This window comes from Parabacteroides gordonii MS-1 = DSM 23371, assembly GCF_000969825.1.
GTDB classification, from domain to species: domain Bacteria; phylum Bacteroidota; class Bacteroidia; order Bacteroidales; family Tannerellaceae; genus Parabacteroides; species Parabacteroides gordonii.
This window is the reverse complement of record NZ_KQ033919.1, coordinates 496,991-519,174: the sequence shown is the minus strand read 5'-3', so window position 1 is coordinate 519,174 and position 22,184 is coordinate 496,991. Positions and strand designations below refer to the sequence as shown.

General features: G+C 45.1%; 16 protein-coding genes. 7 read left to right on the top strand and 9 right to left on the bottom strand.

Annotation, left to right across the window (positions count from 1 at the left end):
• The first annotated feature begins 56 nt into the window (after positions 1-56).
• From HMPREF1536_RS02115 to HMPREF1536_RS02095, 5 genes are all read left to right on the top strand, one after another.
• The gene (locus HMPREF1536_RS02115) at positions 57-938 is read left to right on the top strand and encodes a DUF3078 domain-containing protein (protein ID WP_028730486.1); all 882 of its coding nucleotides are present in this window, start codon (positions 57-59) and stop codon (positions 936-938) included.
• A gap of 295 nt (positions 939-1,233) precedes the next feature.
• Entirely contained in the window at positions 1,234-2,253 is a 1,020-nt protein-coding gene (pheS, locus tag HMPREF1536_RS02110; protein WP_028730485.1) for a phenylalanine--tRNA ligase subunit alpha, read from the top strand.
• A 75-nt stretch (positions 2,254-2,328) separates the two neighbouring features.
• The gene (gene crcB / locus HMPREF1536_RS02105) at positions 2,329-2,715 is read left to right on the top strand and encodes a fluoride efflux transporter CrcB (RefSeq protein WP_028730484.1); all 387 of its coding nucleotides are present in this window, start codon (positions 2,329-2,331) and stop codon (positions 2,713-2,715) included.
• A 5-nt stretch (positions 2,716-2,720) separates the two neighbouring features.
• Complete coding sequence (nth, locus tag HMPREF1536_RS02100) at positions 2,721-3,362, top strand: endonuclease III (RefSeq protein WP_028730483.1); 642 nt, start codon at positions 2,721-2,723, stop codon at positions 3,360-3,362.
• 3 nt (positions 3,363-3,365) lie between these two features.
• Positions 3,366-4,268: a hypothetical protein gene (locus HMPREF1536_RS02095; RefSeq protein WP_028730482.1), complete on the top strand. Its 903-nt coding sequence runs from the start codon at positions 3,366-3,368 to the stop codon at positions 4,266-4,268.
• Here the strand turns inward: HMPREF1536_RS02095 and HMPREF1536_RS02090 are convergent.
• The 3 genes from HMPREF1536_RS02090 to HMPREF1536_RS02080 form a co-directional block, all read right to left on the bottom strand.
• Positions 4,232-4,996, bottom strand: coding sequence for an MBL fold metallo-hydrolase (locus HMPREF1536_RS02090; RefSeq protein WP_028730481.1), 765 nt, complete (start codon positions 4,994-4,996; stop codon positions 4,232-4,234). The two genes, HMPREF1536_RS02095 and HMPREF1536_RS02090, sit on opposite strands and share 37 nt — an antisense overlap.
• Complete coding sequence (murB, locus tag HMPREF1536_RS02085) at positions 4,996-6,009, bottom strand: UDP-N-acetylmuramate dehydrogenase (RefSeq protein ID WP_028730480.1); 1,014 nt, start codon at positions 6,007-6,009, stop codon at positions 4,996-4,998. The genes HMPREF1536_RS02090 and murB overlap by 1 nt, the downstream gene beginning before the upstream one ends.
• Positions 6,010-6,241: 232 nt before the next feature.
• Entirely contained in the window at positions 6,242-7,201 is a 960-nt protein-coding gene (locus tag HMPREF1536_RS02080; protein ID WP_028730479.1) for a hypothetical protein, read from the bottom strand.
• A 273-nt stretch (positions 7,202-7,474) separates the two neighbouring features.
• Here HMPREF1536_RS02080 and HMPREF1536_RS02075 point away from each other — a divergent pair, with 273 nt between their 5' ends.
• Positions 7,475-7,765: an HU family DNA-binding protein gene (locus tag HMPREF1536_RS02075; protein WP_007652950.1), complete on the top strand. Its 291-nt coding sequence runs from the start codon at positions 7,475-7,477 to the stop codon at positions 7,763-7,765.
• 341 nt (positions 7,766-8,106) lie between these two features.
• Positions 8,107-8,760, top strand: a complete 654-nt coding sequence (upp, locus tag HMPREF1536_RS02070; RefSeq protein ID WP_028730478.1) for a uracil phosphoribosyltransferase — start codon at positions 8,107-8,109, stop codon at positions 8,758-8,760.
• 3 nt (positions 8,761-8,763) lie between these two features.
• Here upp and HMPREF1536_RS02065 read toward each other — a convergent pair whose 3' ends face one another.
• The 6 genes from HMPREF1536_RS02065 to HMPREF1536_RS02040 form a co-directional block, all read right to left on the bottom strand.
• Entirely contained in the window at positions 8,764-11,133 is a 2,370-nt protein-coding gene (locus HMPREF1536_RS02065; RefSeq protein ID WP_028730477.1) for a sensor histidine kinase, read from the bottom strand.
• 158 nt (positions 11,134-11,291) lie between these two features.
• Entirely contained in the window at positions 11,292-14,750 is a 3,459-nt protein-coding gene (locus tag HMPREF1536_RS02060) for a DUF1080 domain-containing protein (protein ID WP_028730476.1), read from the bottom strand.
• Between the two features lie 15 nt (positions 14,751-14,765).
• A complete protein-coding gene (locus HMPREF1536_RS02055; RefSeq protein WP_028730475.1) occupies positions 14,766-16,022 on the bottom strand; it encodes a Gfo/Idh/MocA family oxidoreductase in 1,257 nt (418 codons plus the stop codon).
• A 99-nt stretch (positions 16,023-16,121) separates the two neighbouring features.
• Complete coding sequence (locus HMPREF1536_RS02050; protein WP_044193739.1) at positions 16,122-17,012, bottom strand: sugar phosphate isomerase/epimerase family protein; 891 nt, start codon at positions 17,010-17,012, stop codon at positions 16,122-16,124.
• A gap of 140 nt (positions 17,013-17,152) precedes the next feature.
• A complete protein-coding gene (locus tag HMPREF1536_RS02045) occupies positions 17,153-18,685 on the bottom strand; it encodes a RagB/SusD family nutrient uptake outer membrane protein (RefSeq protein WP_028730473.1) in 1,533 nt (510 codons plus the stop codon).
• 27 nt (positions 18,686-18,712) lie between these two features.
• Entirely contained in the window at positions 18,713-22,117 is a 3,405-nt protein-coding gene (locus tag HMPREF1536_RS02040) for a TonB-dependent receptor (protein ID WP_044193737.1), read from the bottom strand.
• Between the last annotated feature and the right edge of the window lie 67 nt (positions 22,118-22,184).

Genomic DNA, 22,184 nt, shown 5'->3' with positions numbered 1-22,184 from the left:
AACATGTTTAAATAATAGGGTACCCTCTATTTAAAACAACTAAAATAAACGATAAAATGAAACGTACATTATTCATGATATTATTTGCCGCACTGGCAACGATCGGATATGCTCAGACCGACGACAAAGGCTATGAGGAAGGAAAATATGTATTGAAAGGCGTATCAGGCCTCAACCTGTCGCAAACGGCGATGACCAACTGGTCGGCCGGCGGCGAGAACTCCGTAGCCGGAAATGCTTACCTCAACGGTTCGCTGACACATAAAAACGGCAACTGGCTTTGGGTGACCAACCTCGTACTCGACTACGGACTGACGAAAACCAAGTCGCAGGGCATGCGCAAAAGCACCGACAAGATCGGACTTTCCACCCAGCTGGGCTACTCGACCAACAATGTCTGGTTCTACACCCTAATGGGCGACCTCAACACGCAGTTCGCCAAAGGTTACAATTACCCGGACAAGGAGCATTATATCTCCAACTTCTTCGCCCCGGCCTACTCCAACGTTTCGCTGGGTATGGAATACCGTCCGAAGAGCAACTATTCAGTCTACCTCTCCCCCGTTTCGGCCAAGATGACTTTTGTGGAAGACGATTACCTGTCGGAGATCGGAGCTTTCGGTGTCGATCCGGGCGACCGTTTCAAGATCGAATGCGGTGCTTATCTCAAGGCTCGTGCCGAAATGCCGGTGATGGAAAACGTGAGCCTGATCACGACGGCCGACTTCTTCACCCCTTACAGCAACCAGTTCGGCAACATCGACGTCAACTGGGATATGCTCATCAGCATGAAGATCAATAAATTCCTTTCCGCCACGCTCAACACGACGCTTAAATACGACAACGACGTGAAAACATTCGACGACAACGGCACCAAACACGGCGCAAAAGTGCAGTTCAAAGAGATACTCGGCGTGGGGCTGGCCTACAATTTCTAACCAATCGGTCAGGTTCTACATGAAGCAGATATCGATCCCCATTAGGGATAAAGCAATTGTGCATTGCTTATGGCACAGTTGTGCCACACGTAGTGCACAAAAATGCCATACCTAGTGCACAATTGTGCCACTACTATGGCACAATCACCGGGATAGCCTGAAACTGACCATTCTTTCCTATCAGAGTAACTTTTCCATCCGAAGCAATCTTTTTTCCTGAAAAACCTGCTACAATCGGTTGCAGTATCCAAAAGAAAGGACTAAATTTGCACGTCGAAAACAAATATGATTAGAAATGATCAATAAAATCAAGGCTCTGCTACAAGAAGTAGAGAACATGAAGGCAGCAAATGCCGAAGAGCTGGAAGCTTTACGCATCAAATACCTCAGCAAAAAGGGAGAAATCTCCGCGCTGATGAATGATTTCCGCAACGTGGCGGCCGATCAGAAACGTGAAGTAGGACAGTTCCTTAACCAACTGAAGGAAACTACTCAGAACAGGATAAACGAACTGAAAGAGAGTTTCGATAACGTGCAGACAGGCAACGATGATATCGACCTGACCCGTACGGCTTATCCCGTTGAACTGGGAACACGCCACCCGCTTTCTCTTGTTAAAAAGGAAATATGCGACATCTTCGGACGTCTGGGCTTCAGCATCGCAGAAGGCCCCGAAATCGAAGACGACTGGCATGTATTCTCTTCATTGAATTTTGCCGAAGACCATCCTGCTCGTGATATGCAGGATACATTCTTCATACAACATAATCCGGACGTTTTACTCCGTACACACACATCCTCCGTACAGACCCGCGTGATGGAGACTCAACAGCCTCCTATCCGTATCATCTGCCCGGGACGTGTGTACCGCAATGAAGCGATCTCTTACCGCGCACACTGTTTCTTCCACCAGGTAGAAGCGCTGTACGTCGATAAGAATGTTTCATTTGCCGACCTGAAACAAGCCCTGCTTTTCTTTGCAAAAGAAATGTTCGGCCCGGAAACAAAAATACGTTTACGCCCCTCCTACTTCCCGTTCACGGAGCCCTCTGCGGAAATGGATATTTCCTGCAACCTCTGCGGCGGCAAAGGATGTGCATTCTGTAAGCATACCGGCTGGGTAGAAATCCTCGGTTGCGGTATGGTAGACCCGAATGTTTTGGAAAGTTGCGGTATCGACAGTAAAGTTTATACTGGCTACGCCCTGGGAATGGGTATCGAACGTATCACAAACCTGAAATACCAAGTTAAAGACCTTAGAATGTTCTCAGAGAACGATGTTCGTTTCCTGAAACAATTCGAATCAGCCAATTAAATTGAAAGCCTAAATCATTTACCATCTTCCCCGGGCCTTTAACCAGCCCGGGGGAAACACACAAAGGAGGATAACATGATAAAGGTTTTAATTTTAATTACAGGAGGTGCAATCGGCACTGTATTACGCTATGGAGTTTCCATGTGGGTACAGCGTTTGTTGCAATACTCCTTTCCCTTCGGAATTCTTTCCGTCAACGTAATAGGCTCTTTCCTGATCGGCTTTTGCTGGAGCCTGGCCGAAAGTTACAACTTCTCCGTCAACACACGGGCATTCCTGTTTACCGGACTTTTCGGCGGATTTACCACTTTTTCTTCGTTTGCACTCGATACAATGTCGCTGATGAAAACCGGCGATTATAAACTTGCATTCATAAACATACTGGCGAGCAATGTTTTAGGACTTATTGCCGTATTTCTGGGTTTGCTGGTCGGAAAAAATGTATTATCTTTCGTGAAATAATAAAGATGAGAAAAGAGGAACGATATAAAGGTGTGCTCAACTGGTTCAACGAAAACGTACCGGTGGCAGAAACGGAGTTGCATTACGACAACCCCTATCAGTTGCTTATTGCCGTGATCCTGTCTGCCCAATGTACAGACAAGCGGGTGAATATGATAACCCCGGCATTGTTTGAAGATTTTCCGACGGCCGAGGTGATGGCAGCGTCCACCCCCGAAGTCATCTTCGAATATATCCGCAGCGTCTCCTACCCCAACAACAAGGCGAAACACCTGGTCGGGATGGCCCGGATGCTGATCTCCGACTTCGGAGGAGTAGTGCCTTCCGACATCGACGAATTGCAGAAACTGCCGGGTGTGGGACGCAAAACGGCCAACGTGATTGCTTCTGTGGTCTACAACAAGCCGGCGATGGCGGTAGACACCCACGTGTTCCGCGTGGCCAACCGCATCGGTCTGACCAACAACAGCAAAACACCTCTCGAAACAGAAAAAGAGTTGGTGAAGCATATACCGGAGAAAATGATCCCGATCGCCCACCACTGGCTAATCCTTCACGGACGGTACACCTGCATCGCCCGGAAACCTAAATGCGAAGCGTGCGGCCTCAAGCCCTGGTGCAAGCACTTCCTGACAACAAAAACGTAAAACATGATGGCCTATAAGCGGGAAATAGTCATTTTTATCATAACTGCTCTCGCTACGCTGTCAGCAGTCTACTACTTTTTCGGTGATATGGAAGAGGGTAAGAATGTGGCGCAAACCGACCTTTATACGCTGACAGCTCCTTCGCCGGAGGCCATTCTGTCCGTAAACCGCCCGGCCGCCTTTGCCAAACTGATACTGACCAAGCAGCCGGTATATCAGGCTTTTGCATCGGAAATACCCGAAATATTCCTCTCGATCGTCCAAAAGAACACGGCGATACCTGCCTTACAGTTCTCTTTCCACACGCAAGGGGTAGTGATGTACGCCAAAGCGGACAAAAGCATCGTAGACAATATCGAGAATAAAATACTGAAGAGTTCCTTCGGAGCATTCGAGCCCCAAAAACAGAAAAAAGGAGAGATTACGTTCACTTATTTCCCGGATGCCGGAAATCGCTTTTTCGGATATTATCAGTACGAGGGCATCTGGGTGGCCAGTTACAGCAAGAAGCTGCTTGAAGAAGTAGCCACCATGCAAACCAACCATACGAATCAGCTGCAAAAAGAACAAATCCACCTGTGCAAATCGCTCGACCGGAATGCGCCCCTTAACCTGCTGATCCGCTCTGAGAAGCTCAACCTCTACGTAAAGACGAACGACTCCACCCAGTGGAAGATTGACGACAGGTGGCTGGGAGCCGACTTGTTTGAGAGCGAAGGCAACATCTGTTATTTCAGCAACCTGCCTTACCATGCCCCGGCCGACACGCTCTACCGAACTATCGCCGATACACTTTCGTTACGGCTCGAACAGCATTTCCCGCAACTCCATATCTCCAGCCAGAGCTACGAAGAGGACGGGAAAGTGTTTTATACGGGGTGCACTTCCACCACGCAACCGTCATAAGCCAGATGCACATGCGGGGGCAATATCTTTTCGACCTCGGCATGCAAACCTATCCGGTGACTCATATGAATGAGGTAGGCCTCCTGCGGACGGATACGTTCAACCTTTGCCAACGCTTCCTCCAACCCTTCGTGCGCAGGATGTTCCCCTTGCTTAAGGGCAGTGAGGATCAGTAGTTTCAATCCTTCCAACTTGGCATATTCTTCTTCCGGCAGCGACTTCAGGTCGGTCAGGTAGGCCATATCCCCTATCCGGTAACCCAGGATAGGCAAGCGCCCGTGCATCACACGGATCGGCAGGATCGGCAGGCCGGCTGCCATAAAAGGCTCATTGCTAATATGATGGAGGGCAAACTTCGGCACGCCCGGATATTTATGTTCACGGAAAGCATACGGTATGCGGGTTTCTATCGCCTCGGCCACATATTCTTCGGCGTAGATATCCAGATCCGTATAACGGGTAAAAGGACGCAGGTCGTCCAATCCTCCTACATGGTCGTAGTGTTCGTGCGAAATCAAAACGGCGTCGAGCTCATACGTCTTACTTCGTATCATTTGCCAACGGAAATCCGGGCCGCAGTCCAACAGGATGCGTTTCCCTTCCGTTTCCACCAAGACAGATGTACGCAGGCGCCAGTCGCGCGGGTCTTTGCTCGTACAAACTTCACACTGACAGCCAATTTCGGGAACTCCGGTAGAAGTCCCCGTTCCCAAAAAATTAATTTTCATTATCCTACATATTTAACCTCCGGCATTATCTCTATGCCGAAACGATCTTTCACAGCGGCACGGATACTTTCGGCCACCAAAGCGATCTCGTGCCCCCTGGCCTCTCCCAGATTGACCAGCACAAGCGCCTGTTTCTCGTACACTCCCACCGCCCCATGCGATTTTCCTTTGAAGCCGCACTGTTCGATCAGCCAGCCGGCAGGTACTTTCACCTTGCCTTCGCCGGCAGGGTAAGATGGTATCTCCGGATACTGCGTCTTCAGTTTCTCGAACTGTGCGGCAGGGATGACCGGGTTCATAAAGAAGCTTCCGGCATTTCCCAGCACCTCCGGATCAGGAAGTTTCTCCCGGCGGATGGCTATGACGGCTTCCCGGATCGTCTTCAGGGTGACTTCCGGGTATTTAGCCAACTCATCCTTCAGGTTACCGTAGTTAACGGACAGGCGGGGGTGTTTATCCAACCGCAGTGTTATATAAGTAACAATATGCGGATCGTTATGTTCGTTTTTGAAATAGCTGCTGCGGTAACCGTACAGGCATTCTTCGTTCGTGAAGATACGTTTCTCGAAAGTCAACTGGTTGTAGGTCTCCACCGTTTCGATCACATCCTTCACCTCTGCACCGTAAGCGCCGATATTCTGGATAGCGGCTGCTCCGGCCTCCCCGGGTATAAGCGACAGGTTTTCGATACCTCCCCACCCGTTCGATACGGCATAGGCAACGACATCATCCCATTGTTCGGCGGCACCGACACGGAGATAGACATGATCGTCCGTTTCCTTCACCGGCGTCATGCCTTTTATGGCCGAGTGCAGGATAATCCCGTTGAAGTCATTTATAAATAACAGATTGCTACCACTTCCTATATGTAACGACAAACATTCCTGGAAATACTCATCATGCAAAATACGTCCCAGCTCTTCTTCATCGGCATACTCCATGAACCAACGTGTTTTAACCGGCAAATGGAAAGTGTTATGCTTTTCCAGCGAGTAATTTTCTTCTATCCTCATAATATCTGTTTATTTATTGCAGGACAAAAGTAGTTATAAAATTGAAAACAGGGAATTCAAAACTGAAAATTACGTCTCACCCAAACGCAACGTTGCATCTAGCTTCGATGTAACGCTGCATTGAGACTAAGTGTAACGCTACATCGACACCCGATGCAACGTTATACTGACACCCGATGCAAAAACAACCATGTCAAAGTGCCTTTACTATACATTAATATATAGGCAAAACCTATAATGTATCGACTATTTCCCTTTGTTTCGTGAAATAGATCATTCGCTGTATTTCTCCGCTTTGGGAAATCAGGGTGGAATATCGTTTCAGGGATTGTATCCACTCCTTTTGTGCGCGGCATATTTCCGGATGTTGCGAATCCATATAATTAATAGCATAAAGGCGGTACATCGACAACTGGAAACTACCTTTCTCTACAAAGCTGTAGGTCGCTTCAAAATTGATGTTCGACAAATAGAGGTAAGCCTGCTTCCCGTTGGAGAACTCACCAGAAGATGCAACATACTCCAGGTCGTCCAACAGGCGGTGCAGTTCGGTCTTCATCACCTCGATATCCTCATCCGACAGCATGTTCAATCCGGCAAAATATTTTACTTCCCTTACAAACGACTGGAACAGGTTATTATCCAGAATAGTATAAGTAGTAGGCATCAGGCGGATCTCCTGCGTCAGTTTCTTCTGCGACTCCAACACTTTCTCCGGAACCACTACGTCTGCCATGCTTCCGGTCATCTTCATTCCGTTATTCTGGTGCATCCACCGGCACAGGCGGAACTTGGTCATTCGCTCGAAAGGCGAATAAAGTGTATAAGGAATAATATTGCAAGCTGTACTGACCACCGCTTTCGGATCATCCTTAACAAAAGAGAATAGCTTAAGGTAACGTTTGATGATATCATGGTAGTTATCGATATGACTGGTGCCATCGGCCACATTCAGGTTAAACACGGCACCTTCCGCCCTGTTCGTACCGACGATCTGATCCAGCGAAATGCCCAGACTCTGCGACAGAAGTGATACCTCATAAAAAGTAAACGGAACTTCCCCCCGTAACCGGCGATAAACTGCTTCCTTTCCTATGGATATTATATCCATAATATAGTTAGCCAAATTAGTCTCCTCCGGGAGATGTTCCCTCATGGCTTTGATAAGCCCGTTATTCAATGCATCTTTCATAATTATTAGTGTGCTATTTTTATTGTTTTTACTCATGTTTTCCATAAAAAAATATCCGGCTTTGTATGGGCAAATGGCATTAAGCCTTGTTTTTGTTTCGATTACCGCAAACAGCCATCAATTAACGTTTTTTGTTTCTCTAATCGTAACAAAAGCCTGTAGCTATTGTTTAATAAGAAATGAACGCTGATTTTCTTGTCTGCAAAAAGACACCATTTAGAAAATACTATGGCGTACATTTGCAATGTATATAATCATTAAAAAGAAACACTCATGAACAAAGCAGAACTTATCGAGGCCTTAGCAGATAAGGCAGGGTTACAGAAACAGAAAGCAAAAAAAGTATTAGATGCTTACATCGAGATCGTAACCGAAAAAATGTCACAAAAAGAGGAAATTACTCTTATTGGTTTTGGTACACTGATACCTAGACCTCAAACAAGTCGCCTGGCTCGTAATCCAAAAACTGGTACTCCGGTACAGATTCCAGCCAGAACAACGGTAAAGTTCAAACCCGGTAAATTCTTGCTGGAAGCTATGAACGGCACTGGCGAAAAAAAATAATATGATTTGTTTTTCTAACTTCCTTCATGTTAACGCATGGGGGAAGTTTTTTTTCACCTCCTTTTCTCTTATTTTATGACATCTGCAAAAATACACATAGTATTTTAGTAAAAAGAGGTGTTTTTAAAGTATACCACAGCAGCCCGGTTCTAATTAAACAACCGCATGTATATCCCCACTCCTATTATCGCAACAAACGAATCCGGACATAACTCTTTGTTTCGGAATACGAAACTTTGTGCCTACACGGGGATTTTATCGGTAAACATTTGTAGGATGCTCTAATTATATCTAATTTCGGCTCCGAAAAATTAATTGTCCGGTACATACAAAATACTCACATGAAAATAGTTAATCTGGGAGAATCAAACTCCATCTTAAACAGGTTCGTTTCTGAACTGCGGGATGTCAATATTCAAAAGGACAGCCTTCGTTTCCGTAGAAATATCGAACGGATAGGTGAAATTATGGCTTACGAAATCAGTAAGGATTTTTCTTATAGCCAAAAAGATATACAGTCACCGCTGGGGATCGCCCCCATGAGCACTCCCGACGACCGGGTTGTAATCAGCACCATCCTGCGTGCAGGCCTGCCGTATCACCAGGGCTTTTTGAGTTATCTCGATTATGCGGAAAACGCTTTCGTCTCAGCCTACCGCAAATACAAGGATCGCCTGAACTTCGATATTCACATCGAGTATATAGCTTCACCGAGATTAACAGACAAGACGCTGATCATCACCGACCCGATGCTGGCTACCGGTAGCTCGATGGAACTGGCCTACGAAGCATTGCTGACAAAAGGCCATCCGGCCCATATCCACGTCGCCTCCATTATCTCCAGCAAACAGGCTATCGAATACCTGCAAAGGAAGATGCCGGATGATAAAACGACCGTTTGGATCGCCGCCCTCGACGACGAACTGGACGACCATTCCTACATTATCCCCGGACTGGGGGATGCCGGAGATCTGGCCTACGGAGAAAAAGAATAGGAATCAGCGGGGTAAGGAAAACCAGAAACAGGAACCTTTACCGACTTCGGATCTTACCCCGATCTTTCCTTTCATCTGTTCCACAATGCTTTTACAGATAGAAAGGCCAAGACCTGTTCCCTGCTTGAAATCATTCCCTTTATAAAAACGGTCGAATACATGTGCACGAACTTCCTCGTTCATGCCTACCCCGGTATCCGTTACAGAAAATTCTATTTCGGACGGACGGATCTCATATCCCAACATAATCGAGCCATGCTCTGTATATTTAATCGCATTGTTTACAAAATTAGCAAGCAACTGAGTCAGCCGGATCTGGTCGAAACTGAATACACAAGGTTCCAGCCCCGGTACACAACCAAGCGTTACCCGCTCGCCTACCTTTATACTCATCGAACGGACGATCTCTTCCAGAAACTCTTTCAGCTTTATCTCTACCGGCTTGAATTCTATCGTATTGGCTTCAATCTTTGCTAAGTCGAGAATATCGGAGATCAACTGAAGCAATAGTTCATTATTCTTCTGGATGATACCGACAAACTGTAGCTGCTCGTCCCTGTCGTCGGTATCGACCAACAAGGTGGAGAAACCGACAATAGCATTCAGCGGCGTACGTATCTCATGGCTCATATTGGCCAGGAAAGCTGACTTCAGGCGGTCGAGTTCTTCCGCCTTCTCTCGTTGCTGCTCGGTTTCTTTCAGTTCCGTGATGTCATAATTCACACAGATCATTTCCAGTTTATCCGGATTGTTCGACTGAGGGTTGCGCATGACATTTACGCGAATCCACTTCCAGCTATCCTTCGTCCTGACACGCAACTCCTTACGGATACTTGTAGCTTTTCCCTCCTTTACCTTTTCAAAGAAGTCGAGCATTACAGCACGGTCTTCAGGGTGCACGGCTTCGTACAAACCGATTATCTCTTCCAACGGTTTACCATCCTTCTCGCCAAGATTATGATACCACTGGCTGATGGCATATCCTTCGCGAGTCAATAAATCAAACTTGGCATATCCGACTTTAGCATAATGGCTTACCAACGTAAAGAAATATTCGAACTCTTCTATACGGTTATAGGCTATTGTCTTATCCGTATTATCCAGGTTTATAAACAAATAGTTTATCAGTTCTCCCTTATTATTATAAAGCATACAGACCTTTGTGAGCAAGTCGATCGCTCCTTCTTTGCGGGTTGGGTAATAATTACTGGATACCACCTTAGTGAACGGATAGCTCAAACGGAAAGATACCGGCTTTTTATTGCGCATCTTGTCGAGGACATCACTGGGGATCACCGGATTATCAAATATATTCACACCTAGAGCATCCTTAGGAGAGCGCAGCCCGAATATCTCCACATCCTTTTTATTTATGTCAATAAGATAGCCATCCTTATCATAAAGTTCAATTCCAACCGGGATATTTGTATAAATATTACGCAACAACTTCTCGCCCCGGTCGAGTGCTTCGTTAATTCGAGCCATCTTGGTTATGATACTGATGATGTTAGCGATCGACGAGAACCACTGGTAATCCTCCAGGCTCCAAAGCCGGTTCCTATCCATGATATCGATACCGATATATCCCCAAGCCTTATTTTTTATTACCAGCGGAACCAGTATCAGGGAGAGTGATCCACGGAGTTGAAGGTAGCGCTTCTCTTCGGCAGCTTCAACGGGCAGTTCATCCAGGTTATTGATCAGCACCGGATAGAAATTCTGTATTTTCCTAGTCGACCAGGGAAGTGTAGAAACGGGTATATTTTGTAAAGAGGAACTAACAGAAGCCACTCCTTCGCTGCATACTTCATGCGTACAACTCAGCGTTTGCAGGTTATTGCCATACTCCATAATACAGGCGCGTCCCTGTGCACCGATAGAATATAATATTTCCGAAAGAACCTCATGGATCGACTTAGGCAGATCATTTGTCTGGATAAAAGAGTGCAGTGCACGCGAAAGGCTTCCTAAATGCCGGAGAAGACTATCCACCTGGTTGGTCATACTCTGCTGGGTATCTTCCACATTATGAGGGAGCAGTTGCAGGATACCCAGCACTTCTATTTTCCCGTTGGCATCGATCTCCCGTTTGCAGATCTTCGAACGGACAAACTTAAACCCGTAGCAAGTCTTCAACGGGAATATCTGTTCATAGATACCTATTTCCTTGAAAAAAGCGAATTCACTAGCAATCCGGCTTCTATAATCTTCACGGATCAATTCCATAAAATGATTGATAGGGATATTCCTGTCATGCAACTCCAACAGACTCATTATATAGTCCGAACATATATAACACCCATTTTCGAAGTTGGCTTCCCACCAACCTACCTGAGCATTATCCAACAACAACTGATATTGATCTATATCCATTTGCTTTCTTATAGCTAATATGCATACAAAATACGTTATAATAAACCATATCCGCAAATTTTAATTACGTTAATATTCAAGGGATTTCGAAGTTTTAGTTAAAACAAAAGCGGAGACAGGTAAAACCTGCCTCCGCTTCGCAAATGGACAATACTATCTTATTTCAGTTCTTTGATACGGATATTACGGAATTTAACCGGCGAACCATGACCCAAGAAGCCGATATGCCCTTTCTTGTTGAACAATCCCGGGTGTTCCTTTCCGTCGGGAGTTCCGTTCTTCACAGCATCGCGGATGTTACCTTCGAGGATAACCACACCGTTCACTGTTACGCGGATATTATCTCCGTTAGCCACGATCTCTTCCTCGTTCCATTCGCCCACTGGCTTGAAAGCCTTGTGGTGATCGGCATTCGTAGGAATAATCCCGTAAACGGAACCATGATGCTGATATTTGGTAATATCCTTATAGATAGGATGTTCGCAATCAAGTATCTGGATTTCCATACCGACATAAGCGGCATCCCCTTCCATCGGGGTACGGATCCCCACTCCGTTGTTAGCCCCCGGAGTAAGCTGGAACTCAAAGCGATAAACGAAATTACCGAACTCATCCTTGGTATACAGGTTTCCGCCATAACTCTTGCTCGGTATCATGGAGATACAACCATCTTCGATGGTATAATCTACGGTGTTACCTGTCCACTGATGCATGTTGGTTCCGTCAAACAAGACTTTGAAACCTTCTTTCTGTTCTTCGGCAGAAAGTTTGAACGGCTCTTTACGTTCCAGTTCCTTCACATATATATTACGGTAGTAAACCTTGCTTCCGTGAGCCTGTAATTCCAGTTGCTCTACCGGGAAGATCGGGAGCTTACGATCCCAATAGTTTTCAAGGATTACGTCGTCTACCACCTTCTCGCCGTTGAGTACAACCGTCACACGGTCGCCAACCATCTTGATATAGAAGCTGTTCCATTCGCCCAACTTGTTGTCTGCCACTTTCGAAGGTTTGCTTGGATTCACCTGGTTATTATACAAGCCGCCTGAACCAACCTGAGCACCCACGTTTACACGGGAAGTATCCCAAATCTGCACTTGGGGCGTTCCACGCAGATAGATTCCGGCATCCGCTTCCGGGCCGGCCGGATCGAGCATCCAGTCTACATACATTTCAAAGTCGCCATATTGCTTTTCGGAGCACAGGTTATCATATCCCGTACCATCGAACACCAACATACCGTTCTCCACCTTCCAGTCGCGACGCATGTTTTCGTCCGCTTTTGCCTGTGCTTTCGCCAGCTGTGCAGGCTTCATCTTTGCTCGGGCGATAGGGTTTTCTACCAAACCTTTCCAACCCGTCAGGTCTTTGCCGTTGAAGATAGATACGAAACCTTCCCCCTGCGGCATTTCAGCCAAATGCTTCTTAATCGCTTCTTTCTGGTAACCGGCGTCCGGATTGTCGAGCACCTGCATCACCTTGTTCAGCAATTCGCGAACGTTCGTACCCATATAATCCTTATTGCCTAAAGCAATATTCATCACGGCATTGGCAGCCGCTTGCTGGACAGGCTTCTGATCGAGGAACTCGCCGGCATACAACATACCGAGGAACGTACCTGTCCGTTCGATCTGTCGCAGGATTGCGATTTTCTGTTCATCCGTCTTGGCTATTTCCATCGCCTTGCGCAGACCCAGCAAACGGTTTTCACCCGTAAAGGACGGATTTGCAACCAACTGGATATAAGCTTTCAGGGCACGATCGAAGTAAGCAGACGAAGAAGCGTCCTTGCAAATAGCGAATAACTCGTCAGCCGCCTCGATACCTTTCCAGTTCAGTAAAGCCTCGAACGCAGCGTCACGGGCATCGCCTTTCCCTTTATGGAAGCCATCCACAATAGCTGCCAGGGCATCTTGCTGACCGGTTGTTGCCAGAACGATATAATAGAGATACTTCTTGCTGTCGCCGGCCTGAAGCATACGGCGGGTAATCGTTTCCTGTTGCTGGGCAGGAGACATAGAGGAGATAGCGGAGATAACAGCCTGCTGTATAGGAGCAATGGCAGAAGCGTCCGCCGTTTCCAACATACCGCACAAGTTAACCAGGTCACCTTCCGAAACCACATCCTTCAAAGCCGTATAAGCAGCCTTCTTCACCTCCGGAGAGCCGGACTTAATCAGTTCGAGCACGTTGTTAAGGTTGGCCGTTGCCTTACGCATAGCCAGTAATTCAGCAGCTGCGATCTTACCTGCATCCGTAGCAGACGGGATAACGCGAGCCACAGCCTGGTCGATATCTCCGTTAAAGGCAGACAGGGCATCCTGACCCAGCAGGATTATCTGTTTGTCGTTGCTGGCAAGCAATTCGGCCAATACAGGGATCACCTGCTTGTCCCCGATCTTAACCAACGTCCAGACCGTAGCCTGTTTCACATCGAAGTCCGTACTCTTCAGCTGAGCGAGCAGCACCTGCATGGCAGTCAGGTCGAAACGCAGTTCGAGGTTCTTGATAACATCATGTTTCGACGGGCATTTCGCCTCGCGTCCGATCCAGTTGATGATATCCACCTTCGCTTCCGGTTTTGCTTTCTGCATCGCCTTCATCACTTCGATATATACCTCTTTGTTTGCAAAGTCTGAAGCATAATTCAGAGCTGCGTTGCGGTAAGCCTTGTCCGTATCCTTCAGGGCTGAAAGCAACAGCTTGGTACTGTTTTCCTTCTTCAGCGATAAGAGGATTTGCAGGGCGGCATCACGTGTTTGCGTCTTTCCGGCTTTCGTGGCCTTCTTCAGCAAATCGTTGGCAGCTTTTTCCACCTCTTTCACGTCGCCTTGTCCGGCCACACGCTTCAACAAAGCGATATAGGCTTCATTCGCTTGCGTATTGGTCATCGTATAGCCCGCAGCAGCAGCGGCATCGGCCATTTCCTTGATGGATGCCTTGCTACCGACACGACTCAGCGCGTGCAAAACGGCTTTCTGCATATTTTCGTCACCCGAACCCAGGAGCGCCTTCAGCAGTTCTTCCGAATCTTTCACCTGTGCTTCGCCGATGGCTACAATAATATCTTTTTGTGTTTTCGGAGTACCCATACGGCGCATCAGAGCCGCTTTCAGGGCTTTGCCTGCATTTTCGGTGCCGATAGATGCGAGCGCACGGGCAGCCGGGCCACTCAGGCTCTCTTCGTTCAGGTAAGAAGACAGGGCATCGATACATTCATCCTGTCCCAGCAGTTGGAGCTGACGGATGATAAACGCTTTTGTTTCGCGTTCGTTCACCATATCGAGCGCTTTCAGATAAGCGTTGGCGGTTGCCAGGCGGGCACTTTCCTCCCCTTTCGCCATCACATAATGCGTCAGTCCGCTCAGGGCATAGTCTACCTGCGCGTTACTTCCCTTACCGGGAGCGTTGATCATATTAACCAGCATCAGAACACCTTCTTCACCGGTTCCTTTCAGATCGCTGATCAGTTTATTATATTCAGCCTGCTTTTCCGCGGGCATCTGCGCCAACACATCGGCCGCAGTTGTCTTAGCTGTACGGTTTGCCGGTGCCTGAGCCATCAGGACGCTGCCGAATAACAGCAAACTGGCAATAGATATATATACTTTTCTCATTTTATTTTCATTTAATTAGATGTTCCAGGGAGAACGCATTGGCTGATCCAGCAAACGATTAGCGGCCTCATCATTAATAAACTCAAGTTTAACGGGGTCAAACTCCAGCGTACGGTTCAAGCGGAGAGCAACGGCACCCATATTCACGATTGTTGCCGAACGGAAACCATTCTGCTCGTTCAGGGCGAAAGGCTGGCGTGTCTTGACACATTCGATAAAGTCGGTCACCTGTGGTTCCGGTTCCGGATAATCAGCCAGTTTCTTCTCCCAGTCGGGGATATCGCATACAAAGTTCTTATATACATTACCGTTCGGGCCGGAGATATAAGGTGTATTCGGATCACCGAAGTCGCCACCCCAAAGAACGATCTGGCAACCATCTTCATAAGTATATGTAATTGAGCGCCATGTACCTACTGCATCCGGGTGCTGCTGCGGAGCATCCACTTCCACCTTCACAGGGCTTGTATGGTCTTTTCCGAGGAAATACTGCACAGGGTCGATATAATGCTGTCCCATATCTCCCAGTCCGCCGCCATCATAATCCCAGTATCCGCGGAAAGTACCGTGTACGCGGTGGGCGTTGTAAGGCTTGTAAGGAGCCGGGCCCAACCACATGTCGTAATCGAGTTCAGATGGAACGGGTTGCGGTTCGAGATACTCCTTACCCACCCAGTAGAACTTCCAATCGAAACCGGTATGTTTACTGATAGTAACCTTTAGCGGCCATCCGAGCATTCCGCTCTGAACGAGTTTTTTCAATGGCTTAACGGGTGTACCCAAACCATAGAACGGATCGGCAAAACGGAACCAGGTGTTCAAACGGAACATACGTCCGTTCTGTTTCACGGCTTCCATCACGCGTTTACCTTCGCCGATAGTACGTGTCATAGGCTTCTCACACCAGATGTCTTTGCCTGCCTTGGCGGCTTCTGTCGACATAATGCCATGCCAATGGGGCGGAGTAGCGATATGTACAATATCTACGTTCGGATCGAGAATCAGATCACGGAAATCGTGGTAAGCGGCAATCTTATCTTTCACCAGCTGTTTTCCTAATTCAAGATGTTTTTTGTCGACATCGCATACCGCTACCAGACGTGTTCCGGCATAGTTCACATGTCCTCGTCCCATACCGCCTGTACCGATAATACCCTTTGTCAACTGATCGCTTGGAGCAATAAAGCCTTTTCCAAGCACGTGGCGCGGCACAATAGAAAAGGCCGCAATACCTCCCAGAGTTTTCAGGAAGTCCCTTCTGTTTGTTCTCATAGTATGAATATATGTAAATGATTAGCTATCACTTCTGTTTTCCATGTTTAAAAAAAGACGTTAGAAAGCAAATGATACCTCTAACGTCTCACAAAGATATTATTTATCCAACAACTCTTGCAAATATTTACGAGTTTTTATGACATAATCATGGCGGGAACCATTTAACTCACATTCAATAGTTACAGCCCCCTTAAAACCCTGTTTTTTTAACTCGGCAATTACTGCTGGAAAATCCACTTCACCGGTAGGTATAGGAACCTCTGCACCTAATTCATATGGATTATCAGGATCCGGATACTTGCCATCTTTCGCATGAAACTCTTTAATTAGAGAGCCGAATAATTTCACAGCATCCAGAGAATTCGCCTTGCCGTACATCAATAAATTTGCCAAGTCGCAGTTGATAAAAACATTTCCGGTACCTATATCTTTAATAGCACGAATCAAAGTAGTAGGTGTCTCCTGCCCCGTTTCAAAATAGATCATGACCTTACGTTCTTTCGCATAGTTGGCCAGCTCCTGCATGACTTTGATAAAATCCTTATATTGTTCAGAAGAAGGATCTTCGGGGATAAATCCGAAATGAGAATGCATGGCCGGAATATCCGCCATTGCACAGAAATCGATCATTTCATGATATACTTTTATTTTATCCGCACGTTCTTCCACAGGAACAAGACCTATAGTAGCCGGCCCCTGCCGAAAGTTCCATACACTTTTACTTCCCGGCACACCGACCAACGTCGTTACTTTAATATTGTGCTTCTTTGATGCCATTTTCACCTGTTCTGCAAAGTCTTTCGTCAACGCATTTTTTTTGTAATTAATCTCGCATGAACCGAATCCCTGATCATGCAGATCTTTGAAACTTTTATCGATATTACTCAAATCATACTGGATAACACCGATTGTGATTTTATCCTGGGCTATCATTTCAAAACACATAAACAGCAAAACGAAGATCAATAAAGAGAATTTAGTTTTCATCGCCTGATATAGATTAAGTTAATTAATAATGAAAAAGAGAGGGACAACCAAAGGGGTGTAAGTCTTTTGGCTTCCCTCTCCATTTATGAAAAAACAAAAGTAACAATTTATTATATTGTTATATTAAAAAGCCGACAGAATCAATATCCCGGATTTTGTTCTAATTTCGGGTTCAAAGATATTTCACTATCCGGAATAGGCAGCAGGTTATTTTTATTCAGATCATAACCATTCGGAAATTTCACCTCTATCAATTCTCCCAAACCACCGATCACATCACACGGATAGAATTCAGGGCCAGCATTCCAACGTTTAATATCATCCCAGAATTGCCCTTCGAGAGCCAACTCTATCCGACGTTCATGACGCAATACCTTACGAGCTTCTACCTGTCCTATTCCCTTTTTGATTAAAGGCAACTTCACATCATTCCGCTCAGAACGGATACGGTTAATCAAATCGATGGCTCCGTCTATATCCGTATTAGTCTCAATCAAGGCTTCCGCTTTACATAACAAGACATCTCCATAGCGCAGAATCATAAAATCAAGTGGCGACTGGTTAGCGACTACCTGCATCGTCTCAATCGTATATTTACGTATGCCGAAACCTACCTTTTGCCCTGTGTGATTCTTTATTTCAACCGGATATAATTGTCCCTGAAAATAAGCACCCGGACGCAAGATCGTAAAATCCAAACGAGGATCTCTGTTTTTATAAGGATCAGACGGATCCACAGGTGAACCATCCAATGTTTCATATTCATCAACCAACAATTGAGTCGGAGCAACAGAATTGGAACCATCCATTCCATATTTCAGATTTTGAGGTTGCCAATGCCGGTCGAACGCACTCCCCTGAGAAAAAGCACCATCCATAAAACAAAGAGCGAATAGTGTTTCGTCATTTCCTTCATTTTCATACTGAAATAATCCATAATAAGAGGGGAATAATTTATATTTCCCAAGTGCATCGATTTTATCGCAAAACTCCAACACCTTGTCCCATTGAGAAGTATACAAATATGACTTCATCTTCATGCCGAATGCAGCTCCCAACGTTGCATGTCCATTTGCTACGGCATCTTTCGGAAGCCGTTTTATAGCTTCATCAAAATCGGCATGTACCTGACCCCATACTTCTTCAGCAGAAGCACGTACCACATTACGTCCTTCTTCCGAAGTAAGTGTTTGTGTTACAATAGGGACTCCACCATACGACCTGACTAACAAATTATAAAAAACACCCCGCAGGAAATACACTTCACCCAGCATCACCTCTTTTTCTGCTTCATCCAACCCTTCTATTTTATTGATATTTTCAAGAAAATAGTTTGCACGATAAATTCCACGGTAACAAAATTTCCAACGTTCGGAAACGATTGCCCCGGAACCTGAAAAGATAGAACCATCCCCAACCTGCATATGCTGTCCTTCCCAATGTGCCCATTGATAAGCATTCGGAGTACAAGCATCTTCACCTCCGCCATATCCATATACATAATCATTCCTCAAAACATTATAAACCCCATTCAAGGCCAGAGTTGCATCTTCAGGAGTCGTCCAGAAGGTTTCGCTTGTAATCTTATCATCCGGAAGGATATCCAAGTAACTCTCACAACTGCTAAAACCCAATGTTGCGACAGATAATATTAGTGTTGCTATTTTTTTCATATTTCTTTATATTAGAATCGTTCAACATTAAAAAGATAGATTTAAGCCTATCGAAAAAACACGAGGTATCGGATAATGTCCATATCCATCAGCAAAAGTGTCCCTTTCCGGATCAAACCCTTCATATTTACTACTTACAATAGTGAATACATCTGTTGCATTTACATATACATAACATTTTTGTAAAAACATCTTATTGGCTAGTGCCGTAGGCAAAGTGTAGCCTAACTGGATATTTTTCAATTTAAACCACGACATATTACATGCCCAGAAAGATGATTGCTGCCTATTCCAAGTGTCATTTACTTTTATTTGAGGTAATTCATTCGATGGATTTTCCTTTGTCCAGGCATTACGCCATCTTTCTGTAATAGAGCCACCCGAAATGCCAAGAGGCTCAGTCCAGGCATTCTGGAAATAACCATGTACACCGGCAATCCCTGCAAACTGGAAATTCAGATCAAAGTTTTTCCAGGAGAGACTACCGTTGATACCATACGTAAATTTAGGTATCGTATTACCAATTTCCTCTTTATCCCTGTAATCCAATTTACCATCGCCATTCACATCCTTATACCTCAAATCACCGGCAGTCGGCACATATCCATTGTCATACATATGTTTCTGTGCTTCTTCATCCGTCTGGTAAACGCCTTCCTGAATAAAACCATATAATGTTTTATAAGAATATCCTTCACGGATCAGATAAAGCTGATCAGGCGCTTTCCCTCCCCGGAATTTTGTTACTTCATTATCCACATACGTTAAATTAGCACCTATGCTGTAGCTAAAATCAGAAGCGGCGATACGATCCTGCCAATTGACATTCAGTTCCAAACCCGCATTTTTCATCTCTCCTACATTTTCAAAAGGAGCGGTCAGTCCACCTAATATTGTCGGAATAGGAAGCTGCACAATAATATCGGACGTTTTCCTTACAAAATAATCGGCTTCTATATTCAGTCTGTTTTTCAGGAAACCCAAATCGAGCCCTATATCTGTAGTGGTGGTTGTTTCCCATGTGATCATCGGATCAACTAAACCTGTAATAGCAGCTCCGGGAGCCAGCGTATTGTTGAAATTATAGCTATTCTCATAATCCTGTGTCAACACTGTCAGATATGGGAAATAGTCTCCATTACTAGGATTGCTGAGATCTCCGATATTCTGATTTCCTAATTTTCCCCATGAAGCACGAATTTTCAGGTTATCGAAAACACCCAGTTTTTTAATAAACTCTTCTTCACCTAAACGCCATCCGGCAGAGAAAGAAGGAAAATACCCCCAACGGTTCCCTTTTGCAAAACGGGAAGACGCATCCGCCCTTAAATTGACTTCTGCAAGATATTTTCCCATTAAGGCATAATTTATACGTCCAAAATAAGAAAGCATACGCCATTGGTATTTATTACCTATTGCCGTCGGATTCTTTGTTCCGGAACTTACCTGATGCAAATCTCCTTTGGAAGGGTCTGTTTTAGAAGCTTCGGTCACCCGCTTGGTTAAAGCTTCCTGCTGATATCCGAGCAATGCCGATATATCATGTATCTCACCAAAGGTTCTATTAAAATTGATATTGGCAAAGAATGTGGAGTAAAACTCATCCGACACTTTACGGTAAACATTTAAAGTGGAAGGAAAATCTAACGGTTTACTTTTATTGGAACCATTCAGATCGGTATAACAATAATGAAGCTGGTTATATTTATCCTGGTTATTATTGTTATATTGTCCACTATATTGTGCAGTCAGACTCAAACCCTCCATAAAGTCAATCGTGGCATAGACATTTCCCTTCATAAAATTATTAATAGACTGATTTTGCCCATTATATAAATCAGGGAAAGGATTACGGGTATCAACTATCGGTTGCCCGGCTTTATCCCCGGAAAGATACAAAGCCTGCGTTCCTCCAAATGTTTTTCCATCCTGTAGATAAGGAGTAGAGAACGGATGACCGTTTGCCATCATATAAATAACACGGCTAATCCCATCATAAGGTTGATTACTCACCTTTCGCATTAAACGGGCTCTTGCTCCCAAACGCAACCAGTTACTTACTTTCGCTTCCGTATTTACAGTCAAACTATAACGTTCCGAATCCGTATTTTTCACAATACCGTTATTCTTTAAATAACCCAGCGAGATATAACTGTTAGATTTTTTCCCTCCTATCGTTGCCGATAAATTATGCTGGGTCGTAAACGAGTTATGGAAAACTTCATCAAAATAATTCGTACTTGGATATTTATAAGGATCATTTCCATTCCGGAAAGCCTGGATCACATCATCCGGAAACAAAGGATTACTACCACTGTTGGTAAATGCAGAGTTCCAAAGTTCCATATACTCCGGACTGTCCGTAATGATATCATATTTTCGACCTAATTGCTGCACACCAAAATATCCCGTATAATTAACAGAGACTTTATCGCCCGAACCTTTCTTCGTCTCGATCAGGACAACACCGTTTGCAGCACGTGAACCGTAAATAGCAGCAGATGCCGCATCTTTCAATACAGTAATGGAAGCGATATCATTAGGAGCCAGTTCTGACATCCGTCCTTCCACCCCATCGATAAGAACCAACGGATCCGTGTTATTCAACGTTCCATAGCCACGCACTCTGATAGTAGCCCCATCAGAACCGGGTGCACCCGAATTCTGGCTAACCCAAACACCTGTCACTTTTCCGGACAAAGCCTGGGAAGGGTCGGTAATAGGCCTATTTTCTAATTCCTGACCATATTTTACAGTCGACACCGAGCCTGTCAGATTTGCTTTCTTCTGGACTCCATATCCTACCACCACAACTTCATCCAGTTTTTGTGTATCCTCTTTCAGATTGATATTCAATACGCTCTTTCCGGAAACCGGTATTTCCTGATCTAAATAGCCTATATAAGAAACCACCAATATGGCTCCTTCCGGAATATTATCAAGCACAAACCGACCGTCCGCATCGGTAATCGTTCCATTTGTCGTACCTTTTACTACAATATTAGCTCCGATAACAGGAATACCGGAGTCATCAAGTATAGTTCCCGATATTTTTTTGCCTTGTTGCACAACCGCTAAAACGTTATTCACAACGTTCTCCCCTTTTGATTTCAGATTATCTTTCAAAAAGATACGATTATCTATAATTTTATAGCTTATACCAGTATTATTAAAAACTCTGTTCAAAACATTCTTTATAGATTCGTTTTTCATCTTAACCGAGATATCTCTTATTTCTCTATCCAATAAGGCTTCATCATAAGAAAATTCATATCCGGTTTGTTTACTGATATGTTCGACTAAAACACCAACTGTCGTTTTATTCAATGAAAGTTCCAAATTTACATATGTTTGAGGGGAGCTTACAGCTAATGATGGCGGAACAACCCCTAGCAATAAAACCAATGTCGCAATATATGCTTTGCTATTCATAATATGTGATTTATAAATTAGTATTAATTTCAGTTATAACTTCTCTTTTCGTATTTTCTGAATACGC

Excerpts from the sequence above, each read along its gene's own strand:
- HMPREF1536_RS02040 (WP_044193737.1), bottom strand. The coding sequence starts at position 22,117 with ATGAATAGCAAAGCATATATTGCGACATTGGTTTTATTGCTAGGGGTT.
- HMPREF1536_RS02060 (WP_028730476.1), bottom strand. The coding sequence starts at position 14,750 with ATGAGAAAAGTATATATATCTATTGCCAGTTTGCTGTTATTCGGCAGC.
- HMPREF1536_RS02080 (WP_028730479.1), bottom strand. The coding sequence starts at position 7,201 with ATGAAAGATGCATTGAATAACGGGCTTATCAAAGCCATGAGGGAACAT.
- HMPREF1536_RS02050 (WP_044193739.1), bottom strand. The coding sequence starts at position 17,012 with ATGAAAACTAAATTCTCTTTATTGATCTTCGTTTTGCTGTTTATGTGT.
- pheS (WP_028730485.1), top strand. The coding sequence starts at position 1,234 with ATGATCAATAAAATCAAGGCTCTGCTACAAGAAGTAGAGAACATGAAG.
- HMPREF1536_RS02095 (WP_028730482.1), top strand. The coding sequence starts at position 3,366 with ATGATGGCCTATAAGCGGGAAATAGTCATTTTTATCATAACTGCTCTC.
- HMPREF1536_RS02115 (WP_028730486.1), top strand. The coding sequence starts at position 57 with ATGAAACGTACATTATTCATGATATTATTTGCCGCACTGGCAACGATC.
- upp (WP_028730478.1), top strand. The coding sequence starts at position 8,107 with ATGAAAATAGTTAATCTGGGAGAATCAAACTCCATCTTAAACAGGTTC.
- HMPREF1536_RS02055 (WP_028730475.1), bottom strand. The coding sequence starts at position 16,022 with ATGAGAACAAACAGAAGGGACTTCCTGAAAACTCTGGGAGGTATTGCG.
- HMPREF1536_RS02075 (WP_007652950.1), top strand. The coding sequence starts at position 7,475 with ATGAACAAAGCAGAACTTATCGAGGCCTTAGCAGATAAGGCAGGGTTA.
- crcB (WP_028730484.1), top strand. The coding sequence starts at position 2,329 with ATGATAAAGGTTTTAATTTTAATTACAGGAGGTGCAATCGGCACTGTA.
- murB (WP_028730480.1), bottom strand. The coding sequence starts at position 6,009 with ATGAGGATAGAAGAAAATTACTCGCTGGAAAAGCATAACACTTTCCAT.
- HMPREF1536_RS02065 (WP_028730477.1), bottom strand. The coding sequence starts at position 11,133 with ATGGATATAGATCAATATCAGTTGTTGTTGGATAATGCTCAGGTAGGT.
- nth (WP_028730483.1), top strand. The coding sequence starts at position 2,721 with ATGAGAAAAGAGGAACGATATAAAGGTGTGCTCAACTGGTTCAACGAA.
- HMPREF1536_RS02045 (WP_028730473.1), bottom strand. The coding sequence starts at position 18,685 with ATGAAAAAAATAGCAACACTAATATTATCTGTCGCAACATTGGGTTTT.
- HMPREF1536_RS02090 (WP_028730481.1), bottom strand. The coding sequence starts at position 4,996 with ATGAAAATTAATTTTTTGGGAACGGGGACTTCTACCGGAGTTCCCGAA.